We start from the raw sequence: 21,503 nt of genomic DNA, 5'->3' as shown, positions 1-21,503 counted from the left end.
TAAGCAAATCTTAAAGATTTCTCAGTTTTATGTATCTTATTTATGATAGGGGCTCCCTTGTTGAATCATAAAGGCTCTGTAAATTTGTTCAACCAAAACTAGTTTCATTAGCTGGTGGGGAAGCGTTAATTTACCAAAACTAAGCAGAAAATTGGCGCGTGCTTTAATATCCGGAGAAAGTCCTAAACTACCACCAATGATAAACGTCAGAGTTGAAAACCCCTGACTCGTTTTATCAGCAATCAACTGACTAAAGTCTTCCGATGGAAGTTGTTTCCCTTCAATAGCTAGAGCAATCACAAAATCTCTTTCTCCAATTTTAAGGAAAATCCGCTCAGCTTCTTTTGCCATAATCTGCTGCTTCTCTAAATCGCTAGCCCTATCAGGTGTCTTCTCATCAGCTAATTCGATGAGCTCGACTTTAGCAAAGCGTCCCAAGCGTTTGGTATATTCTGAAACACCATCCTTGAGGTATTTTTCTTTAAGTTTTCCAACAGTAATCAATTTTATCTTCATACTCTAATTGTAACACAAGTTTTTTTATAAGGCATAAATTGGCTAAAAATATGTTAGAATAGAGATACTATAATGTTTCACGGGAAACTTTTTATGACTAATAAAAATTATCGTATTTTTGAACGATTGCGCGTGGCTGTGCTTTTGACATTTATCAGTGGCTACATAGATGCTTACACTTACCATACACAAGGAGGTCGATTTGCGGCTGCTCAGACAGGGAATGTGATTTTCTTAGGTATTTCCTTAGCAGAAAAAAATATGGAGAGAGCTCTAGCTTATCTTATTCCCATCTTCATGTTTAGTTTTGGCCAGTGGTTTAATTACCTTGTTAGAGGTTATCTCAGCCGTCATAGCATCAGATGGCATGCTTTTAGCAGTATGATGATGTTGAGTTTACTGGTATTTATCATTCTTCTAACCCCTCTTTTACCGCCTATCTTTACTATTTCCAGTTTAAGCTTTTTTGCTTCCATGCAGGTAAATACCTTCAAACGCTTGCGTGGTATGCCTTATGCTAATGTGATGATGACAGGGAATATCAAAAATGCTGCGCATTTATTAGTCAAAGGCTTGGTTGAGAAAAATAAGGCTTATCAAAAAGAAGCTTTTTTAACCTATAGTGTCATTGTTTCTTTTATCATAGGGATTATTTTGTCAAGCTTAGTAACGGCTTACTTAGAGGAACATAGTCTTATTTTTCTACTGTTTCCAGTAGGTCTTGTGAGTTACTGGCTTTATTGTGAAGACGTTAAATGATAATGATAATGATAATGTAAAAAAAACATACCACCTTTTTAAGTGGTATGTTTTCATTTGATCCCAGCAGGATTCGAACCTGCGACCGTTCGCTTAGAAGGCGAATGCTCTATCCAGCTGAGCTATGAGACCTGCTAACTATATAAGTTTAACAAAAAAGAGACGCAACTGTCAAGATAAGAGAGAAAATAAATAAAAATTAATCAAAAAGTGTTGACAGTGAGTATAATTTAGGATATAATAAATCTTGTCTTCTTGAGAGATATTATGGTCCGTTGGTCAAGGGGTTAAGACACCGCCCTTTCACGGCGGTAACACGGGTTCGAATCCCGTACGGACTATATTTTTTTCCGCCATAGCTCAGTTGGTAGTAGCGCATGACTGTTAATCATGATGTCGTAGGTTCGAGTCCTACTGGCGGAGTTCTGGAAGTAATTGATACGTTGAGAAATCAACGTTTTTCTTTTTTTAAAATAAGAAAAGTCCTTATCACTTAACTGATAAGGATTTTTTATATGCCCTGTTTCTAGTATAGAAAAAATGATGGATAATGAATAAGAAGAGACCACATAAAAAGCATAATAGTCCTATCAAGAAACCTTGGGGGATAAAGGTAAGAATAACCTCCCCTCTTCCTTCAGGAACATTTATATGAATCAGACCATCTTGAAAGGGTTCAATCGGTATTGTTTCACCATTGACAATCGCAGACCATCCTTTATCGTAAGGTATCGTATAAAGCAATGATTGGTCAGCTTTAGCCTCATAGTTTGTTTTTACCTGATTTCCCTTTACAGTTGTCTGAGGCATTCGCTCAGTTAATTTTTCGAAGGCTGATTCATAAGCTTTTATAGATAAAGCATAAGCCTTAGGATAGTCAAACGAAACAGTAGATTGTTGGGGAAAGTGAAGGGTGACGTTGATTGTTTGATTAGCTGTAAAGTAGCCTAAGTCAAATAATGTAAAGCTATTATCAAGTGTGTAAAGGTAAAGATGATCATTGACAGAAATCTGTATTTCTTGGTGATTATCATTAGAAAGGATTAAATCTGGTAAGGAAATGTAAACTTGACTGTCAACTTCTGTTTGTAAGGTGAAAGATTTGGCTAAGCCAACAGATTGATCAACAGAATCAGCCTTTGTTAGCGTTTGACGTTTATCTTTTAAATGATTTCCATGATGGTCAAAGACGGATAGCTGGCTAAAGTAAGTTAAATTAAGCCCAGTTAAGGCATTGATGAGGTCAGTTTGATTATCTAAGCTCAGAGAAGTTAATTCAATGTCTTGGTAGGATTTAGGAATTAGTAACCCCAGTTGACTAGCGTTGACATTTTTATAAAGGTTTAGTTGGTTAGAACTATCCTGTTTTTCAAAGCCGTATTTCAGTGGCATTTCTTGACTAATATTGTATTTTATAGCAAAGAGGGAATCCATAAGAAGAGTATTATTCTGATAACGGAGATTGAGATTAGTTCCAGATGATTTAAATCCTAATTTATCAAGCAGTTGACTGGAAGCCCTATTTCGGATTGACGAAAATTGAGAAATCCCATTATAGTTATATTTCATACTGTCATTGCCAGTTTGAGGCGTTTGTCTTTCCATTCGGAAAAAATGGTAGTTATCATTTCGAGTGCTGTCAACTAAATTGACAATATCAGCCATGTCTTGTTGATAACTTTTTTGAGAAGGAAAATGCCACTCTGAGTCTATTCCAGATATCTGATAGTAAGAATTTAAGGATACTTCAAAAACTGTAAAGAAGAGCAAACTAATTGTAAACATATTCTTTGTGAATACTTTTTTTATGAAACAAATAAAAATAATAACGTAAACAATTAGGAATTCTACTGTCAAGAGATAGTGAATGATTTCTAAAAATGGATAATGATTTTTGAAGTAGAAAGTTAATCCAAAACCAATACTTACCAGAAGAATGGCTGTTAGAAAAGAACTTAATTTTAGTTTTTCTATCTGTGAAAAAACTTCTGCCGCAGTAAAAATAATCAGGAGAGAAAAAAGCCAAGCATAACGGTGGAGAAACATATTTGGAGCATGCATTCCTTGCCAAAATAAGTTAAGCGGTTCAATATAGAAACTAAAGATTAGTAGGAAAAATAGACCAAGATAGGTCAGCTTAACTTGCCATTTTATTGGTTTGATGAAGAAAAAGCTAACTGCTATTATGAGAGGAACAAGGCCAACATAAATCATTGGGATAGCTCCAAATTTAGTTGTGTCGTAGCCACCAACCATACTTTTAGCAAAGATATCGAGCCACCAAGAATTTTCAGTTTGTAGCTGATTGATTACCGTGAAATTTTCACCATGAGTTCTAAGGTCTAACAAAGCTGGTAAAATCATAATCAAACTGGTTAGGCCTGATAAAGTTGACACAATTGTAAACGAAAAAAAGGTCTTTATTCTTTCTTTAAAATTCCAGCTAACCTGAAGAAAGTACCAAAAAATAAGGAATAAGGCTGTCATATAGCCAAAATAGTAATTTTGAATAAAGAGAAGGGTCAGACACACATAATAAAGTGTAGTACCTTGCTTTAAAATAAGCCTATGGAGACCTAATAAAATAAGAGGAACCCACAGAAGAACATCTAGCCACATATTAATCTCTAATTGACTGACTGTAAAACTCATCAAGGCAAAATGAGTAGATAAAATAAGTGTCAACTTATTGTCAATTTTATGGTAAATATGGTGTAAACTATAATAAGAAGACAGCCCTATTAATCCAAATTTGAGGACAGTAAAGAGATAGATCGCGTCAGGCATAGTTTTTAGACTAAAAAAGTAAACAAAGGGAGAAAAAATACTTCCCAGATAGTAGCTTGAAAGGGCATAAAAATTGAGTCCTAAACCACTTGTAAAGGTATAAAATAGATGACCATCTCTATGTAAAATATTTCTCAGAGTGGTATTAAAAATAGCATATTGATGGAATCCATCGCTAGCAAGGATGGTTCGTTCACTCCCCAAGTAAATTCCCTTAACAGCAAGGACAGTTGTTATGATAAGAAGTGGAATGAGAAAAGATAGGAGATAGTAACTTTTAAGGTTTTGCCTGGCTTGTCTTCTTGAATTTGTCATATTCTTATTGTAACAGAAATTATGAAATATAAAAAAGCAAAGCTGTTATACCTTGCTTTTAAATGAGTTAATTTGATAAGGTTAAGACTTCCAAAGTTCTTGAACTTTGGCTTGGACTTCTTTATTTTCAAGAAATTCATCATAGGTTTCATCAATGCGATCAATGACCCCATTCTTAGAAATCACAATGATGTGATTGGCTAAGGTTTGGATAAATTCATGATCGTGACTGGCAAAGATGATTGATTCTTTAAAGGTTTTCAGTCCATCGTTTAAGGAAGAGATGGACTCAAGATCTAAGTGGTTGGTTGGATCATCTAAGATTAGGACATTGGATTTCAATAACATCAGTTTTGAAAGCATGACACGGACCTTTTCTCCCCCTGACAAGACGTTGACAGACTTGTTAACTTCATCGCCAGAAAAGAGCATCCGTCCTAAGAAACCGCGGAGGAAAGTATTATCATCTTCTCCTTTGCTGGCAAATTGACGGAGCCAGTCAAGGATGGACTCATCACTAGCAAAGTCCTTGCTGTTGTCTTTTGGAAGATAGGATTGAGAAGTGGTTACTCCCCATTTGACAGTTCCTTCGTAATCAATATCTCCAACCAAGGCTCTAATTAAAGCCGTTGTTTGAATGTCGTTCTGTCCGATAAGGGCAGTCTTATCACCTGGTCGCAGAATGAAACTAATATTATCAATGACGGTCTCTCCATCAATTTTGACAGAAAGATTTTCAACAGTCAAAAGGTCATTGCCGATTTCACGCTCAGCCTTGAAACTAATGAAGGGGTATTTACGGCTAGAAGGAACAATTTCTTCTAACTCAATCTTATCCAACATTTTTTTACGCGAAGTGGCCTGTTTTGATTTGGAAGCATTGGCGGAGAAGCGGGCAACGAATTCTTGAAGTTGTTTGATTTTTTCTTCAGCCTTGGCATTTCGGTCAGCTTGTAAGCGTGCTGCTAACTCAGAAGATTGTTTCCAGAAATCGTAGTTACCAACATAGAGCTTGATTTTTCCAAAGTCCAAATCGGCCATGTGGGTACAAACTTTATTAAGGAAATGGCGGTCGTGGGATACGACGATAACGGTGTTCTCAAAATCAATCAAAAAGTCTTCTAGCCAATTGATGGACTGGATGTCCAGACCATTGGTTGGCTCATCTAGCAAGAGGACATCGGGCTTGCCAAAAAGCGCCTTGGCGAGGAGAACCTTAACTTTGTCTCCATTAGACAATTCACTCATATTTTGGTAATGTAAATCCTCGGGAATATAGAGGTTTTGCAGCAATTGGGAGGCCTCGCTCTCTGCTTCCCAACCACCCAGTTCAGCAAATTCGCCTTCTAATTCAGCTGCACGAACACCATCTTCATCAGAAAAGTCTTCCTTCATGTAGATGGCATCTTTTTCCTTCATAATGGCGTAGAGCTTTTCATTACCCATGATAACCACATCAATAACCCGTTCATCTTCATAGTCAAAGTGGTTCTGACGTAGGACTGAGAGCCGTTCGTCTGGACCGAGTGCAATGTGGCCTGTGGTCGGTTCAATATCGCCTGCTAGAATTTTAAGAAATGTAGATTTACCAGCACCATTGGCACCGATTAAACCATAGGTATTGCCGGGTGTAAAGCTAATGTTAACTTCATCAAAAAGTTTACGATCGCTAAAGCGTAGTGAAACATCTGAAACTGTAAGCAAAGTGATTCTCCTCATTATTGTGTTTTCCTCATTTTACAGGATTTTAGCTTTTTTTTCAAATATTCCTATCACGCTTATTCCAAACTGTAGAAAAACTTGACAAATCCTGTAAATTTCACTAGAATAAAACCATCAGAAAAAGTAAGGACATCAAGCCTCTAGAGAGTTGGCGGTTGCTGTAAGCCAATGGTGGTTGTCGCTGAAATGGATCTGTGTTCCTAGTTTGAAGACCTAAAGAGGTGAGTTTAGCTCACAAAGTAAGGTGGCACCGTGTTTGTAACGCCCTTGCATCTTTTTTGATGTAGGGGATTTTTGTTGATATTTTAAAGGAGAACATCATGACCAAACCCATTATTTTGACGGGAGACCGTCCTACTGGAAAATTGCATATCGGGCACTATGTTGGCTCGCTGAAAAACCGTGTCTTGTTGCAAAATGAAGGCAAGCACGACCTCTTTGTCTTTCTAGCAGACCAGCAGGCGCTGACTGACCATGCTAAGGATCCACAGACCATCGTGGAGTCTATTGGGAACGTTGCTCTAGATTACTTGGCAGCCGGTCTTGATCCAGAGAAGTCAACCATTTTTATCCAGAGCCAGATTCCAGAGCTGGCCGAGCTGACCATGTACTACATGAACCTCGTCTCTCTTGGTCGTTTGGAGCGCAATCCAACCGTTAAGACGGAGATTGCTCAAAAAGGGTTTGGAGAGAGCATTCCGACGGGCTTCTTTGTCTACCCCATTGCCCAAGCCGCAGACATCACAGCCTTTAAGGCTAATCTCGTTCCTGTCGGCACTGACCAAAAGCCGATGATTGAGCAAACCCGTGAGATTGTCCGTAGCTTTAATCACACCTACAACTGCGAAGTGCTGGTCGAGCCAGAAGGCATGTACCCTGACAATGAAGCAGCCGGCCGCCTGCCAGGCCTTGATGGCAATGCTAAAATGTCCAAATCCCTCAATAATGGTATCTATCTGGCAGACGATGCTGATACGGTCAAGAAAAAAGTCATGTCCATGTACACCGATCCCAACCATATCCGTATCGAAGACCCGGGCAAGATTGAGGGCAATATGGTCTTCCATTACCTTGACGTCTTTGGAAGTGAGGAGGATAAGGCAGAGATTGCAGCCATGAAAGAGCACTACCAGCGTGGCGGACTTGGTGATGTCAAGACCAAACGCTACCTCCTTGACATCATGGAGCGGGAGCTGGCGCCCATTCGCGAACGCCGCTTGGAATTTGCCAAGGATATGGGCGAGGTTTACCGCATGCTGGAAGTGGGCAGTGAAAAAGCCCGTCAAGCAGCAGCTCAAACCTTGTCAGAGGTCAAAGCTGCTATGGGGATTCAGTATTTTTAAGTGGCTAAAAACAGTAGGCTCTCACCTACTGTTTTTGGGTTGCAAGAGCAGAACAAACACCCAGATTTGCTATGGTCTAAAAATCTACTCATCACGGTGGATACTAAACCAGAGGTAGACGTAACGAGCGATATAGTAGAGTATGCTACCGATGAAGAGCAGCCATGCTATCAATTCAATAAAGCCCAGAAAACCACCGATGATAGGCAGTTTTTTGAGCCAGGAACTAATGAGAAAGTAAATGAGAAATATCAGCCAAAACGGCCAACGTTTTTTTAGTTTTGGTGCCATAACATCTTTCCTCCGTACTTTTTCCTAATACTAGTATAGCATATTACGGTTTTAGCTTCAAATTGGGTAAAATCCCACAAACTTTCTTGACAAATAGGGTGAGCGTGATAAGATAGTAACAATAAAAAAAGAAAGAGGTTCTTCTAATGTCAAATTGGGAAACAAAATTTTTGAAAAAAGGCTTTACCTTTGATGATGTCTTGCTGATTCCAGCTGAGAGTCATGTCCTGCCAAATGAAATTGATTTAAAAACACAATTAGCTCCTAATTTGACCCTCAATATCCCTATTCTTTCAGCTGCCATGGACACTGTGACAGAGAGCCAGATGGCTATTGCAATGGCACGTGCTGGCGGTATGGGGATTATCCATAAGAATATGTCAATTGAAGCTCAAGCTGAGCAAGTCCGCAAGGTGAAACGCTCTGAGAATGGGGTTATCATCGATCCGTTTTTCTTGACGCCAGATGCTCCTGTTGAGGAGGCAGAAAACTTGATGGCAACCTATCGCATTTCAGGGGTTCCGATTGTTGATAGTATTGAAAATCGAAAATTAATTGGAATCATCACCAACCGTGATATGCGTTTTATCTCAGATTATACGCAACCTATTTCAGCTAATATGACTAAAGAAGAGTTGATTACAGCACCGATTGGGACTGATTTGGAAACTGCTGAAAAAATTCTGCACGAGCATCGTATTGAAAAACTCCCTTTGGTAGATGACGATGGCCGTTTGGCAGGTCTCATCACCATCAAAGATATTGAGAAAGTCATTGAATTTCCAAATGCTGCCAAAGACGAATTTGGACGCCTTCTTGTCGCCGGTGCAGTTGGGGTAACTTCTGATACCTTTGAACGAGCTCAAGCCCTCTTTGATGCTGGAGCAGATGCTATCGTTATTGATACGGCCCATGGTCATTCGGCAGGTGTTCTGCGTAAAATTGCTGAAATCCGTGCGACTTTCCCAGATAAGACCTTGATTGCTGGTAACGTAGCTACAGCAGAAGGAGCCCGTGCCCTTTATGACGCGGGTGTTGATGTGGTGAAAGTTGGAATTGGCCCAGGCTCGATCTGTACAACCCGTGTTGTAGCAGGTGTCGGAGTCCCTCAGATAACTGCGATTTACGATGCCGCTGCAGTAGCGCGTGAATACGGTAAGACGATTATTGCAGATGGTGGCATCAAGTATTCAGGAGATATTGCTAAGGCTCTGGCTGCAGGTGGGCATGCTGTCATGTTAGGATCTATGTTAGCTGGAACAGATGAAGCTCCTGGAGAGACAGAAATTTTCCAAGGACGCAAGTTCAAGACTTATCGGGGGATGGGATCAATTGCGGCTATGAAGAAAGGCTCAAGCGACCGTTATTTCCAAGGCTCTGTTAACGAAGCTAATAAGTTAGTGCCAGAAGGGATTGAAGGGCGTGTGGCCTATAAAGGTGCCGTAGCGGATATTGTCTTCCAGATGGTTGGAGGTATTCGTTCTGGGATGGGTTATGTCGGTGCTGCAACCATTCAAGACTTGCATGAAAAGGCACAGTTTGTCGAAATGACAGGTGCCGGTTTGAAAGAAAGTCACCCACACGATGTTCAAATCACAAATGAAGCCCCTAATTACTCTGTTCAATAAACAGATTGACAAATGTTGACAATTTTGTCAATTATAAAAGCAAACAGCCAGGCTGTTTGCTTTTTAGTTTTTAAAAATTGACAGAAATGTAAATTAATATTTCTTTTCGACAATAGTGCCCTTATCTACTTCAAAAAGTTTCAAATCATCAGGCAGATGTTTGAGATGATCTAAACTGGTGGTGGTAATGAAGGTCTGAACGTCTTTAGAAATCGTTTCAAGCAACTTTAGTTGACGATTATTGTCAAGCTCACTCATAACATCGTCAAGCAAGAGTACAGGGCTTTCTCGAGTGACACTCTTCATGAGCTCTATCTCTGCTAATTTTAGAGACAAAACAAGGCTACGTTGTTGGCCTTGACTGCCAAAATTAGCGTTGACACCATTGATAAAAAAGTTTACATCATCCCGATGAGGGCCAATACCAGTATTCTTTTTAAATAAATCGCGTTGACGAGATTTAATCAGTGCCTCATTAAAGGCTTGATAAATGGTTTCGTCATCTACAAAATCAACGGAGGACTGATAAGAAATAGAAAGCTGTTCTTTTTCTTGGGAAATGTCCCAATGTTTCTTTTTACTGAAATTTTCAAGTTTTTTTATAAAATCAAGACGATGTTTTATAACACTGGTTCCAAATGTAAGGAGCTGTTCGTCCAAGACAGCCAGAAAATCAAAATCAACTGTTTCAGCCTGTTTCAGATAAGTATTACGCTGTTTAAGGACATGGTTATAACTAGCGAGTTCAGAGAGGTAGAGGGGTTTGATCTGTCCCAACTCCATATCAAGAAACTTTCGCCTTAGTGCAGGAGCTCCTTTAATCAATTGTAAGTCCTCTGGTGCGAATAGGACAACATTGAGATGCCCAATGTAATTAGAGAGTTTTGTTTGTTTGAGATGGTTTACTTTGGTTACGCGTCCCCTGCTACTTAGTTGGACTTCTAGCGGAAGATGGCTGGTTTGCTTTTCTATCAGACCACTGACCCGTAATTCAGCACTTGAAAAATGAATCAAATCTTTGTCAGAATGGGTCCTATGACTCCTCGTTAAGGAGAGAAAGTAAATGGCTTCTAAAATATTGGTCTTACCTTGGGCATTTTGACCAAGAAAGACATTGAGTCCTTTATGGAATTCGAGGTCTTGTTCTGAATAATTCCTAAAATCTTTAAGGGAAATCGATTTTAACCACATGATTAGGTACCAGGAAAGCGAACAGCAGGCTTTGGTGAGTTTTGAGGCATCTTGCTCTTTTTAAGATTCTTGTTCATTGATTTGACCAGTTTTGCCACGCGTTCTTTTTCAGCTTTTTCGTCTTGGTGGTTGGACAGTTCATCAGCACTAGGTGCGATGATTTGAATGGTAATGCCTTTATTAGGTAGAGTAATTGTATCACCAACGCGAATTTTTTTACCCCTGCGTGTTTCTTTTTCACCGTTAAATAAAACCAATTCTTGGCTAAGAAAGCCCTTAATAGCACCGCCACTTTGAATAATTCCTAGGTCTTTTAGGAGAGCTTGTAGGGTGATAAATTCTTCAAATAAAATATAGTTCATGTCTTATGCTCCTTCGTTTCATTATAGCATACTTTTTTGGCAATCTTCATCCCAAAATTCAGCAAAAATCATCTAGAAAAGGTATAATAGATGTTTAGAAAGACTTGGAGAATAGTAGAACAATGAAATTGGCAGAAGGTGTATATCTTCATTTTAAGAAAACAAATAAGTTTAAAACTCAGCGAATCAAGGTTCGCTTTTCGGCTCCTTTGGACCAAAAAACAATCGCTAGCCGTGCTTTAATAGCCTATCTCTTGGAGTCAGCTAATAAGCAATACAAGACTCCTCAATTGTTTAGAAAGCAGTTGGCAAGTCTTTATGGAGCGACTTTGGAAACAAATCTTGCTAAAAAGGGAGCTGTCCATATTATTGACCTAGACTTATCTTTTTTATCTCCATCTTACACTATGGGAAAAGACCTAACTGCAGAAGCCTTAACCTTCTTAAAAACATGCTTGTGTGATCCTTTGACTCAGGCAGATGGTTTTGATCCACAGTTTTTTGAGATAGAGCAGGGGAATCTTTTAAATGCCTTAGAAAGTGAGCAAGAGGATAACTTTTACCAGGCGCATTTAGCGATTAATCGTTTGTTTTACAAGTCTGAAAACTTGAGTTTGCCAAAGCATGGGACTATAGATTTAGTGAAGGCAGAGACACCGCAATCCGTTTTTCGTAGTTTTCAAAGGATGTTGACACAGGACCGTGTAGATATTTTTTGTTTAGGTGATTTTCAGGTGGATCAAGTCCAACGTATTGTGAAGTCATTTTCGCTGGCAGATCGTTGGCCTGAGTTAGATTTCCAGATTGATCAGGGCTTATCTAAAATAACCTCTAAGGTCATTGAAAAAAAGGAGGCCAACCAATCTATTTTGGAGTTGGCTTACCATGTGTCAGCTCCCTTTGGAAGCAAATCTTTCTTTAGTTTGCTGGTTTTAAATGGTCTGTTGGGTGGTTTTTCTCATTCTAGATTGTTTACTTCTATTCGTGAAAAAGAAGGTTTGGCTTACACTATTGGAAGTCAAATCGATAGTCTGACCTCTTATCTGAATATTTATGCTGGAATTGATAAGTTAGACCGGCATAGGGCTATGACTTTGATTCACCAACAGTTATTAGCTTTAAAACAAGGACAATTTAGTTTAGCAGAATTAGAGCAAACAAAGCGAGCATTGAAAAATGCATTAAAAATGGCTGAGGATCGGCAGATTCACCTGATTGAACAACTTTATACTCAAACAGTATTCGAGGAGTCGTTGACAGAAGTTGACAATTGGTTTACAAAAATTGACAAGGTTAGTAAAGAAGATATCCGCCATCTGGCGAAGGAAATTAAACTACAGGCTGTTTATTTCTTGGAGGGGAATCTATGACTTTAACAAAACAATATTACCCTGATTTAAAGGAAACTGTCTACCGAAAAATTTTGGATAATGGACTAGAAGTTGTTTTTATTCATAAGCCGGATTATCAGGAAACTCTAGGAATCATGGCTGTTCGTTTTGGTGCTCTAGATACTATTTTTAGACCTAAATATCGCAAACTATATCGTCAATTTCCAGCAGGAATTGCTCATTTTTTAGAGCATAAGCTTTTTGAAATGTCAGATGGAAGTGATGCGGTAGCCTTGTTTTCGAATTTAGGTGCGGAAGTTAACGCCTTTACCAGTTATCAGCAGACGGTTTATTATTTTTCGACCACAGATAATGTAAAGGAAAGTTTACAAGTATTACAAAAGTTCACAGAAACATTCCACATTACGCAGGAGTCACTGGAACGCGAACAATCCATTATCAGTCAAGAAATTAATATGTATCAGGATGATCCCGATTACCAGCTTTACATGGGACTTTTGAAACAATTATACCCAGAATCTGCCTTATCTGATGATATAGCTGGAACGTTACAGTCGCTTGAGGAGGTTAATATAAAGGATCTGAAGATGAATTTTGATCTTTTCTATCAACCATCAAACAAACTTTTGTTAGTCGTTGGGCCAGAAAATCCAGAGGATCTTCTTGTTGACATTGAAGCTTATCAGGCTAAAAGCCGTAGGCGAAAGGTTTATGAGATTGATAAAAGAGACCATGACTTTCTTCCTGTAAAGCAATCTTCACAGATAGAACTTCCGATATCAGGACCGAAGCTTGCTCTAGGATTTAAAGGAAATGTTAAGTTTACAAGTTTGTCAATACCTTTTTATCGGTTGGCTATCAAACTTTTTTTTGCAATGGCCTTGGGGTGGACTTCCTCGACTTATCAAGAGTGGTACGAAAAAGGACGTTTGGATGATTCCTTTCAAATGGAAATTGAAATTCATGATGCATTTCAATTGGTGACCATGACGCTAGACACACATGAACCCTTGGCCATGTCCAATCGACTCCGTCAATTGCTTAAAAACATTACTACTTTACCAGATTTTAATCAGGAACATCTGGACTTAGTCAAGCAAGAATTGTATGGAGACTTTTTGAAATCTCTGAACAGTCTTGAGCAACTAGCGATGCATTATGTAGATGGCTGGATTGGAAAAGAGGATGGTCTTGCCCTGACTGAAATGCTGGATAAACTTAGTCTAGAAGATGTTCTCTATGCTGGACAAGATTTTATCAAAACATCGGAAGTCTCAGATTTTATTATTTTTCCGCAATAGGTCATCGAAAAAAAGTAGAATTTTTGCTACAATAGAAGGCAAGTAATAAAAGAAAGGGGGAAGCCATGGCTGAACAAACGATTGGTCAAGTTTTACGTGCAGCGCGTGAGGAGTTTAATTTAACGGTTTCAGATGTCTATAGTAGTTTAAAGATTCATAGGCGATACATCAGAGCTTTAGAGCGAGATCACTTTGATGTGATTCCAGGGCAAAATCAAGCGCGTAATCTTCTAGCTCGCTATGCAGAGTTTCTAGAGTTAGATTTGCCAACGATTTTGGAAGCATACGATAACCATGAACCTTTGATGGTCTATCAACTTCCTACAAACGATCCTCGCTATGTGCGTTTCAGTCGGAAAAAAAGACCTAAACAGAGTCAAAGCTATCTTCCTTTTTTCTATCTGTTACTTTCGGCTTGTTTAATTATTGGCCTTGTAGGAGTAACGATTTGGCACTATTACCAAGATCCTTCTGAAGAGTCTAAAAAAGAAACCCATACTTATCAAGTTAGCTACCAGACAAATTCTTCCGAAGCATCTTCAGAGCCTTCAAAAATAGACCAAGAGACAAATTTGAGCACAGATCGTTCGTCAGCTCCAAAAAGTCTGCCATTGGAAATTGTGCTGACGCCTGAGCAGACGCTTGAAATCAGACAGGCGCCCGATAAGGTTGAGATTAGCTTATCTGTTGATCAAACAGAGTCTTGGGTATCTCTTTCTGATACAGAACTAGCAGAGGGCAAGCTCCTGTCACCGGAATCCCCTTCGGTTAGTGTTTCGGTTGATAGACAGATAAGGCCTCAAGTGATGTTAAGTATAGGTTCTTTGGAAGGGTTGAGTCTCAAGATTAATCAGCAAACTGTGGATCTATCCTCCTTGCCTAACCAACCAACTAATCTCACTCTCATTTTTAAGTAAAGGATTGAACGATGTTTGAAAAATACACCCGTAAAGAAAATCTCCCTAATAGCCTAACGGTTCTGAGAATATTGATGATTCCTGTTTTTCTACTGATTTTAACTGTTTCAAAATCTACTCTCGCTCACGTTTTTGCGGGCATTATTTTTGCGATAGCCAGTCTGACGGATTATTTAGATGGTTATTTAGCTCGTAAATGGCAGGTAGTAACCAATTTCGGCAAGTTTGCAGATCCTTTGGCAGATAAAATTCTTGTGATGTCAGCCTTTATTATGCTTGTGGAACTCGGTTTTGTTCCAGGTTGGGTAGCCTCGGTTATCATCTGTCGAGAATTGGCCGTTACGGGTTTACGACTCCTATTGGTAGAGACTGGTGGGGAAGTTTTGGCAGCAGCCATGCCTGGTAAAATCAAGACTTTTACGCAGATGTTTGCCATTGTTTTCTTACTGTTTCACTGGAACCTTATTGGTCAAATTTTCCTTTACATAGCGCTATTTTTTACCCTATATTCTGGATATGATTACTTTAAGGGAGCTGGTTTCTTGTTTAAGGACACATTTAGATGACTATTATTGAAGTAAAAAATCTCACTTTTAGGTATAATCAAGAGGATACTTCCTACACACTAGATGATGTATCGTTTCACGTGAAACAAGGCGAATGGCTTTCCATTATCGGCCACAATGGTTCGGGAAAATCAACCACTGTGCGTTTGATCGATGGTCTTTTGATGGCTGAATCGGGTCAAATTTTTATTTCGGGTGATCTTTTGACACCTGAAAATGTTTGGGATAAACGTCGCCAGATTGGAATGGTGTTTCAAAACCCAGACAACCAATTTGTAGGAGCAACAGTAGAAGACGATGTCGCCTTTGGCTTAGAAAATCAAGGTATCCCACTGGAAGAAATGAAACAACGTGTATCAGAGGCCTTGGATTTGGTCGGCATGTCAGCCTTTAAAAAGCGAGAACCTGCCAGATTATCCGGGGGGCAAAAGCAACGGGTGGCTATCGCAGGCGTTGTTGCCCTTCGGCCAGATATTGTGATTTTAGACGAAGCGACGTCTATGCTTGATCCAGAAGGGCGTTTATCGTTGATTGAGACTGTTAAAAGAATCAAGGATCAGTATGGTATGACAGTCATTTCCATTACCCATGATTTGGATGAAGTTGCCTTGAGTGACCGTGTCTTAGTGATGAAAAAGGGAAAAATAGAATCTATCAGCAGTCCGAAGGAGCTGTTTGCTCGGAAAGATCTATTGGCATTAGGGCTTGACCAACCCTTCACACAGCATTTAAAGACTGCTTTAGTGGCAGCAGGTTTTGACTTGACAGATCAGTATTTATCAGAAAAGGAATTACAAGAAGCACTATGGTTATCCATCTCCAAAAAGTAAGCTATACTTATCAAGCCGATACTCCCTTTGAAGGGCGTGCACTTTTTGATGCGGATTTAGTGATTGAGGATGGCAGTTATACAGCTCTGATTGGTCATACAGGTAGTGGTAAGTCAACGATTTTGCAGTTGATGAACGGCTTGATTAAGCCGACTAATGGTCTGGTGACTATTGATGAATTTAAAATCTCAGCTGATTCTATTGATAAAGATATTAAAATGGTCCGAAAGAAGGTTGGACTGGTTTTTCAATTTGCTGAAAGTCAATTATTTGATGAGACCGTCTTGAAAGATGTGGCTTTTGGACCCCAGAATTTTGGTGTTTCCAAGGAAGAAGCCGAAGTTATCGCACGTGAAAAACTAGCTATCGTTGGTATTTCAGAAGAACTGTTTGATAGAAGTCCATTTGAGCTATCAGGTGGGCAAATGAGACGAGTTGCTATTGCTGGCATTCTTGCTATGGAACCGAGTGTCCTTGTTTTGGATGAGCCAACAGCAGGCCTTGACCCTGCTGGGCGTAAGGAATTAATGAGTATTTTTAAAACGTTACACCAGTCTGGAATGACCATTGTCCTTGTAACTCATCTCATGGATGATGTGGCAGATTATGCTGATAGAGTGTATGTCCTTGACAAAGGAAAGGTCGTAAAAGCTGGTTTACCTAGCCAAATTTTCCAAGATGTCAGGTTCATGGAGCATATCCAATTAGGGGTACCAAAGGTGACACGTTTTGCTCAAGGCTTGGTTGAGAAAGGTTATGATTTTGATCGCTTGCCGATTACTATTCCAGAGCTTGTGGAGGTATTGAGCCGTGGATAAACTCATATTGGGTCGATACATTCCAGGAGATTCCCTGATTCATCGCTTGGATCCTAGGAGTAAATTATTAGCGATGATGTTGTTTATTGGATTTATTTTCTGGGCGAATAACTTGTGGACAAACGGGATTGCTTTTATGTTTACATTGAGCCTTGTTTTTCTCTCAAAAATTAGTATCAGATTTTTTTTAAATGGATTAAAACCAATGATTGGTTTGATTGTCTTTACAACCCTATTTCAACTTTTTTTTACACGAGGTGGCGAAACTTACTGGTCTTTTGGTATTCTTCAGATAACCAGTCAAGGTTTACACCAATCGGGTATTATCTTGACACGCTTTATTCTCATTATCTTTTTTTCGACCTTGTTAACTTTGACAACGATGCCCTTAAGTTTGGCAGATGCGGTAGAATCACTACTTAGACCGCTTAACTATATCAAGGTACCTGTTCATGAGTTAGGGCTTATGCTTTCTATGAGTTTACGCTTTGTACCGACATTGATGGATGATACCCAGCGGATTATGAATGCTCAGAAGGCGCGTGGTGTGGATTTTAATGAAGGGAACTTGCTTCAAAAGGTTAAATCCATTATTCCAATCTTAATTCCTTTGTTTGCTTCTTCTTTTAAGAGAGCTTTAGCCCTAGCCACAGCGATGGAGGCTAGAGGCTATCAAGGTGGTGAAGGTAGAACCAAATACCGACGTCTATCGTGGTCATTAAAAGATAGCTTGACACTATTGACAATGTGCTTATTTGGCTTGACACTTTATTTACTAAAAAATTGACAAAAATGTAAATTATTCTTTTAAAAGCCTATTGTTAGGGCTTTTTTGTGTCAAAAAGAAAAAGAAATGTAATCTAAGAAATACAAATGTTAAACAATTGTAACATTTAATGTGTATGATAAGTGAGTAATATCAAAAAATAGGAGCTATCATGCACTTCTTTAGAAAGCTTAGCCTTGGACTTACTGTTTTAAGTCTGTTGATTTTAACAGTTCCTCACTCTGTTCAAGCACAAGAAAATAACACAACAAACGCTAACTTAAAAACTCCATATACCGTTCAAATTGGAGATACCCTAACCCAGATTGCCCAACAAAATAATCGTGATCTCGATTATTTAAAACGTTTAAATGATATTGACGACCAAAATCATCTTGCTATTGGGCAAGTCATTGATCTTGGAGATGGTGAAACCCTGGCTGATGGGGAGATTTATGTTCGTCTCTACCCAGCCTATATTGCAGGTCTAGCGGGATTCAAATATGTAGCCCCTGCTGTACCTGTGCAGGCGGCTACTTCAGCAACAGTCAATACGGTTGCAACTCATGTAGTTACGCAAACAGCTCATGTTCCAAATCAACTACCGACCTCAACAGGTGTTGCTCTTGCTAATGGTAATACTGCTGGTGAAGCTGGAAGTTACGCAGCCAAGAAAATGGAAGCAGCAACAGGTGTACCGGCGGCAACGTGGGAGCATATCATTGCCCGTGAATCTAATGGTCAAGTAGATGCCTATAATTCTTCAGGTGCTTCTGGACTCTTTCAGACGATGCCTGGTTGGGGTTCCACTGCAACGGTAGACGACCAGATTAATGCTGCTCTGAATGCTTACAATGCCCAAGGACTGTCTGCTTGGGGCTACTAAGATTTTTTAGATAATTAAAAAAAGAGCTCTCGGGCTCTTTTTTGATTAGAAGATTTTATGTTGCTTTTAAAAGGTCTAGAAGTTCTAGAGGCTGGTGAATAAGGAAATCAGCTCCGTTTTCTAGCAAAGATTGCTCTGAACCAAAACCCCAGGTGACCCCGATTGTATTGAGATTGAGCGATTTACCACCGACCATGTCATAGTGTGTATCGCCAATCATATAAGTTTCTGGCGGTGTAAGCTCATACTTGTCCAAACCACGTTTGATAACGTCTGCTTTATGGTCCTTTCCCAAGGAGCCAAAAATCTCTACAAAATAGTGGTCAATGTTTAAGTTTTGAAGCATTTTAATAGCCATGGGTTGGTTTTTTGAAGTGGCCACATAGAGCTTGTGACCAGTATTTTTTAGCACCTTTAAGGTCTCAGCAATATCGTCATAGAGCGTAACCTGATAGACACCGTCTGATTGGTAATGATGGCGATAGATATCTCCAGCTTGATTGACAAATGTGAGGTCACCAAAGTGTGCAAAACTAGTCTCAAGCGGTGGCCCGATAAAGCTTTTTAAGGTTTCTCCATTAGGTAAAGGAATACCTAAATCTGTAAAGGTTTTTGTAAAGCTATTGATAATGCCAGGTGAACTATTTGCTAGTGTACCATCTAAATCAAAGAAGAGGTGCTTCATGAGGGGGCTCCTTCAAAATATCATATAGAACAATATTTGTGCAGTTGTCCTGGACAAAAGTTAACTCGATAACAAAGGGAAAGAGATGTTTTATTTCTGTGAAATTTTTAAGTGTAAAGGTAGGTTGATAATAATTGACAATCGTTGACAGTGCGGTTCCGTGTGAACCAATGACAATATTTTGTCCCTTATGCTGTTTAAGGAGAACGTTAAGAGCGTCAATGTTACGGGTTTGGACTTGTCCGAGTGACTCTCCATCGCTCAATTTGTATGAGAAATCCGACCATTGTTTTTGTGTAAAGGCATCAAAATCTTTAATCCAGATACTGTCAATTCGCCTTTCTCTGAATCTGTCTTCTAAATGAACTGGTAGGTTGACACTATCTGCAAAATGCTTTACAGTATCAATCGCACGTTTAAAGGGACTGGAGTAGATAACATCAATCGACTTATTTGTCAGAAACTTAGTCACCTGTAAACGATCACGCAATCCTTTCGAAGTCAGCTCTCTAGTCAGGTCATCGTGATTGTTATAGTTGGGTTCTGCGTGTCTGACAAAATAGAATTTTGTAATTGGTTTGGTCACTTTATTCTCCGAAGATTTCTTTGGCAAGGCGCCTTCCTGTAGGTGTTGCCGCAAGGCCACCCTCGGCTGTTTCTCGGAAGGCGGACGGTAAGGCTGATCCGACCTGATACATGGCGGTGACAACCTCATCAACAGGGATTTTGGATTCGATGCCAGCCAGTGCCATGTCTGCAGCAACAAAGGCAAAGCTAGCACCCATGGCGTTGCGCTTAACACAGGGAACTTCAACTAGGCCTGCTACAGGATCACAGATGAGACCCAGCATATTTTTAATGACAAAGGCAACAGCTTGGCTAGCTTGATAGGCAGTACCGCCAGCAGCCATGACCAGTGCAGCAGCGCCCATTGCAGCTGCAGATCCTACTTCAGCTTGGCAGCCTCCTTCAGCTCCTGAGATGGAAGCATTATTCGCAATCACTAGGCCAAAGGCACCTGCTGTGAAGAGAAAATTAATCTGTTCTTCCTGAGTTAGGTTGAGTTTTTCAGTAGCTGAACTAATAATAGCTGGAATACAGCCTGCAGATCCTGCTGTTGGTGTAGCACAGACTAGCCCCATCTTGGCATTGATTTCATTGACAGCCATGGCATTTCGAGCCGCAGACAGGACAGTTAAATCAGATAAGGTTTTACCAGACTGGATATAGCGGTCTAGTTTAGCAGCATCACCGCCTGTTAGGCCAGATACAGACTTACTATCTGTCAAGCCATCTGTTACGGAAGCCAACATAACCTCTAAGTTACGAGCCATAATCGCCATATTCTCTTGGCGATCACGACCAGTCAGGGTTGTTTCTGTGGCCAGCATAAGCTCAGCAACCGAGCCACCGTGGAGATCATTGGCCTGTTGAACGAGTTCTTTTATTGTGTAAAACATAGTGTTCTCCTATCCAAAGAAGCTAACATTGTGGAGATGGTCAATGTGACGGATTTCAGCCAGAGCCTCTTGACAATCACGGGAATCAATCTCGATGATCATAATGGCTTTTTCACCAGCTTTTTCACGTGTAACATTCATTTGACCGATATTAATCTTATGCTTTGATAGACAATCCGTCACATGAGCAATCATGCCAGGAACGTCTTGGTGAACGATGATAATGGTCGGGGTGTTCATATGGATGTTGACCGCAAAACCATTGAGTTCTGTTACTTGGATATTCCCGCCACCGATCGATACGCCTGTTGCAGACAATTGTTTGTGCTGGTTTTTGATGACGATTTTAGTTGTGTTGGGGTGTGGAGCATTAGAGTCCTTATTAATTTTCCAGTAAATCTTGATTTGACGTTCTCTAGCAATATCAAGGGCATCAGGAATTCGTGGATCGTCCGTGTCCATTCCCAAAATACCAGCGACCAGGGCAACATCTGTCCCGTGGCCTCGATAGGTCTTTGCAAAGGAATTAAAGAGCTGAAATTCAACTTCAGTTGGTTCGTCTCCAAAGATAGCTGATACAATCTTGCCGATGCGAACAGCTCCGGCAGTGTGGCTGGAGGATGGGCCGATCATGACTGGGCCAATAATATCAAAAACAGATTGGAATTTTAGGTGTTTCATCGTTTTTTGTCTCCTCGTTTTCTTCCTTGTCTATTATAACAAAAAATACTTTCTTGGGTAGTTAATCGTTATCTTATTCTGAGGACAAGTTATATATGTGTGTGCAAACTGTGTGAGCTCAAATTCAAATTTAGTAGCTGTTTGAAGAATTAGGCAATGGTCAAATGAAGAGGTCTTTTCTACTAACCGTAAAACGGTTATCTTGACGCGAAAACTAGTTGATTTTTTAGAGGCTTTAAGGCATTAAAGGAGAATGGAGAATGTCTAGGAATTGGTGCTGAACCCAATATTATCCCTTTTGGAACAGGGAAGGGTTTTAGTCATTGG

At 39.8% G+C, this 21,503-nt stretch carries 21 protein-coding genes and 3 tRNA genes; 13 read left to right on the top strand and 11 right to left on the bottom strand.

All coding sequences use genetic code 11. From position 1 onward, the window contains the following. Nucleotides 1-36 precede the first annotated feature (36 nt). Nucleotides 37-516, bottom strand: coding sequence for a 23S rRNA (pseudouridine(1915)-N(3))-methyltransferase RlmH (gene rlmH, locus HF992_RS07145; protein ID WP_168549365.1), 480 nt, complete (start codon nt 514-516; stop codon nt 37-39). 93 nt (nt 517-609) lie between these two features. On the opposite strand from rlmH, the gene HF992_RS07140 reads away from it, so the two are divergent. Further along, a complete protein-coding gene (locus tag HF992_RS07140; RefSeq protein WP_246201263.1) occupies nt 610-1,275 on the top strand; it encodes a YoaK family protein in 666 nt (221 codons plus the stop codon). A 58-nt stretch (nt 1,276-1,333) separates the two neighbouring features. On the opposite strand, the gene HF992_RS07135 is transcribed toward HF992_RS07140, so the two are convergent. After that, nucleotides 1,334-1,407 (bottom strand) — tRNA-Arg (locus HF992_RS07135). 137 nt (nt 1,408-1,544) lie between these two features. Between HF992_RS07135 and HF992_RS07130 the strand changes: the two genes are divergently transcribed. After that, nucleotides 1,545-1,616 (top strand) — tRNA-Glu (locus tag HF992_RS07130). An 8-nt stretch (nt 1,617-1,624) separates the two neighbouring features. After that, nucleotides 1,625-1,698 (top strand) — tRNA-Asn (locus HF992_RS07125). Between the two features lie 66 nt (nt 1,699-1,764). On the opposite strand, the gene HF992_RS07120 is transcribed toward HF992_RS07125, so the two are convergent. Next, entirely contained in the window at nt 1,765-4,377 is a 2,613-nt protein-coding gene (locus HF992_RS07120) for a YfhO family protein (RefSeq protein ID WP_168549363.1), read from the bottom strand. Nucleotides 4,378-4,458: 81 nt separating this feature from the next. After that, the gene (locus tag HF992_RS07115) at nt 4,459-6,081 is read right to left on the bottom strand and encodes an ABC-F family ATP-binding cassette domain-containing protein (protein WP_168549362.1); all 1,623 of its coding nucleotides are present in this window, start codon (nt 6,079-6,081) and stop codon (nt 4,459-4,461) included. Between the two features lie 338 nt (nt 6,082-6,419). Here HF992_RS07115 and trpS point away from each other — a divergent pair, with 338 nt between their 5' ends. After that, nucleotides 6,420-7,442: a tryptophan--tRNA ligase gene (gene trpS, locus HF992_RS07110; protein WP_168549361.1), complete on the top strand. Its 1,023-nt coding sequence runs from the start codon at nt 6,420-6,422 to the stop codon at nt 7,440-7,442. 84 nt (nt 7,443-7,526) lie between these two features. Here the strand turns inward: trpS and HF992_RS07105 are convergent, their stop codons facing one another. Then, nucleotides 7,527-7,733: a hypothetical protein gene (locus HF992_RS07105; RefSeq protein WP_168549360.1), complete on the bottom strand. Its 207-nt coding sequence runs from the start codon at nt 7,731-7,733 to the stop codon at nt 7,527-7,529. 146 nt (nt 7,734-7,879) lie between these two features. On the opposite strand from HF992_RS07105, the gene guaB reads away from it, so the two are divergent. Then, a complete protein-coding gene (gene guaB, locus HF992_RS07100) occupies nt 7,880-9,361 on the top strand; it encodes an IMP dehydrogenase (protein WP_168549359.1) in 1,482 nt (493 codons plus the stop codon). A 93-nt stretch (nt 9,362-9,454) separates the two neighbouring features. Here the strand turns inward: guaB and recF are convergent, their stop codons facing one another. Beyond that, the gene (gene recF / locus HF992_RS07095) at nt 9,455-10,552 is read right to left on the bottom strand and encodes a DNA replication/repair protein RecF (RefSeq protein ID WP_168549358.1); all 1,098 of its coding nucleotides are present in this window, start codon (nt 10,550-10,552) and stop codon (nt 9,455-9,457) included. A 2-nt stretch (nt 10,553-10,554) separates the two neighbouring features. Next, nucleotides 10,555-10,914: a S4 domain-containing protein YaaA gene (gene yaaA / locus HF992_RS07090; RefSeq protein ID WP_168549357.1), complete on the bottom strand. Its 360-nt coding sequence runs from the start codon at nt 10,912-10,914 to the stop codon at nt 10,555-10,557. Between the two features lie 122 nt (nt 10,915-11,036). Between yaaA and yfmF the strand changes: the two genes are divergently transcribed. The 8 genes from yfmF to HF992_RS07050 all read left to right on the top strand — a co-directional run bounded on the left by yfmF (nt 11,037) and on the right by HF992_RS07050 (nt 18,350). Further along, nucleotides 11,037-12,284 carry an EF-P 5-aminopentanol modification-associated protein YfmF gene (gene yfmF / locus HF992_RS07085; protein ID WP_168549356.1) on the top strand — a complete coding sequence of 416 codons (1,248 nt, stop codon included), beginning with the start codon at nt 11,037-11,039 and terminating at the stop codon, nt 12,282-12,284. After that, nucleotides 12,281-13,567, top strand: a complete 1,287-nt coding sequence (gene yfmH / locus HF992_RS07080; protein ID WP_168549355.1) for an EF-P 5-aminopentanol modification-associated protein YfmH — start codon at nt 12,281-12,283, stop codon at nt 13,565-13,567. Before yfmF ends, yfmH begins: the two co-directional genes overlap by 4 nt. A gap of 65 nt (nt 13,568-13,632) precedes the next feature. After that, complete coding sequence (locus tag HF992_RS07075; RefSeq protein WP_168549354.1) at nt 13,633-14,484, top strand: helix-turn-helix domain-containing protein; 852 nt, start codon at nt 13,633-13,635, stop codon at nt 14,482-14,484. Nucleotides 14,485-14,495: 11 nt separating this feature from the next. Further along, complete coding sequence (gene pgsA, locus HF992_RS07070) at nt 14,496-15,050, top strand: CDP-diacylglycerol--glycerol-3-phosphate 3-phosphatidyltransferase (RefSeq protein WP_168549353.1); 555 nt, start codon at nt 14,496-14,498, stop codon at nt 15,048-15,050. Continuing rightward, on the top strand, nt 15,047-15,880 hold the full coding sequence (locus HF992_RS07065; RefSeq protein WP_168549352.1) for an energy-coupling factor ABC transporter ATP-binding protein: 834 nt from the start codon (nt 15,047-15,049) through the stop codon (nt 15,878-15,880). Before pgsA ends, HF992_RS07065 begins: the two co-directional genes overlap by 4 nt. Then, nucleotides 15,856-16,698, top strand: a complete 843-nt coding sequence (locus HF992_RS07060; RefSeq protein WP_168549351.1) for an energy-coupling factor transporter ATPase — start codon at nt 15,856-15,858, stop codon at nt 16,696-16,698. Before HF992_RS07065 ends, HF992_RS07060 begins: the two co-directional genes overlap by 25 nt. After that, nucleotides 16,691-17,485 carry a CbiQ family ECF transporter T component gene (locus HF992_RS07055; RefSeq protein ID WP_168549350.1) on the top strand — a complete coding sequence of 265 codons (795 nt, stop codon included), beginning with the start codon at nt 16,691-16,693 and terminating at the stop codon, nt 17,483-17,485. Before HF992_RS07060 ends, HF992_RS07055 begins: the two co-directional genes overlap by 8 nt. A 151-nt stretch (nt 17,486-17,636) precedes the next feature. Next, nucleotides 17,637-18,350: a LysM peptidoglycan-binding domain-containing protein gene (locus tag HF992_RS07050; RefSeq protein ID WP_168549349.1), complete on the top strand. Its 714-nt coding sequence runs from the start codon at nt 17,637-17,639 to the stop codon at nt 18,348-18,350. Between the two features lie 55 nt (nt 18,351-18,405). Here the strand turns inward: HF992_RS07050 and HF992_RS07045 are convergent, their stop codons facing one another. The 4 genes from HF992_RS07045 to sdaAB are packed head-to-tail and all read right to left on the bottom strand — an operon-like array spanning nt 18,406 to nt 21,176. Continuing rightward, the gene (locus HF992_RS07045; protein ID WP_168549348.1) at nt 18,406-19,035 is read right to left on the bottom strand and encodes an HAD-IA family hydrolase; all 630 of its coding nucleotides are present in this window, start codon (nt 19,033-19,035) and stop codon (nt 18,406-18,408) included. Continuing rightward, nucleotides 19,016-19,621 carry a histidine phosphatase family protein gene (locus HF992_RS07040; RefSeq protein ID WP_343032962.1) on the bottom strand — a complete coding sequence of 202 codons (606 nt, stop codon included), beginning with the start codon at nt 19,619-19,621 and terminating at the stop codon, nt 19,016-19,018. Before HF992_RS07040 ends, HF992_RS07045 begins: the two co-directional genes overlap by 20 nt. A 1-nt stretch (nt 19,622) precedes the next feature. After that, the gene (gene sdaAA, locus HF992_RS07035; protein ID WP_168549347.1) at nt 19,623-20,495 is read right to left on the bottom strand and encodes an L-serine ammonia-lyase, iron-sulfur-dependent, subunit alpha; all 873 of its coding nucleotides are present in this window, start codon (nt 20,493-20,495) and stop codon (nt 19,623-19,625) included. Between the two features lie 9 nt (nt 20,496-20,504). Further along, a complete protein-coding gene (sdaAB, locus tag HF992_RS07030) occupies nt 20,505-21,176 on the bottom strand; it encodes an L-serine ammonia-lyase, iron-sulfur-dependent subunit beta (protein WP_168549346.1) in 672 nt (223 codons plus the stop codon). Between the last annotated feature and the right edge of the window lie 327 nt (nt 21,177-21,503).

Source organism: Streptococcus ovuberis, assembly GCF_012396585.1.
GTDB classification, from domain to species: domain Bacteria; phylum Bacillota; class Bacilli; order Lactobacillales; family Streptococcaceae; genus Streptococcus; species Streptococcus ovuberis.
Note: the sequence above shows the minus strand (reverse complement) of the source record. Positions and strands in the feature narration are given on the sequence as shown.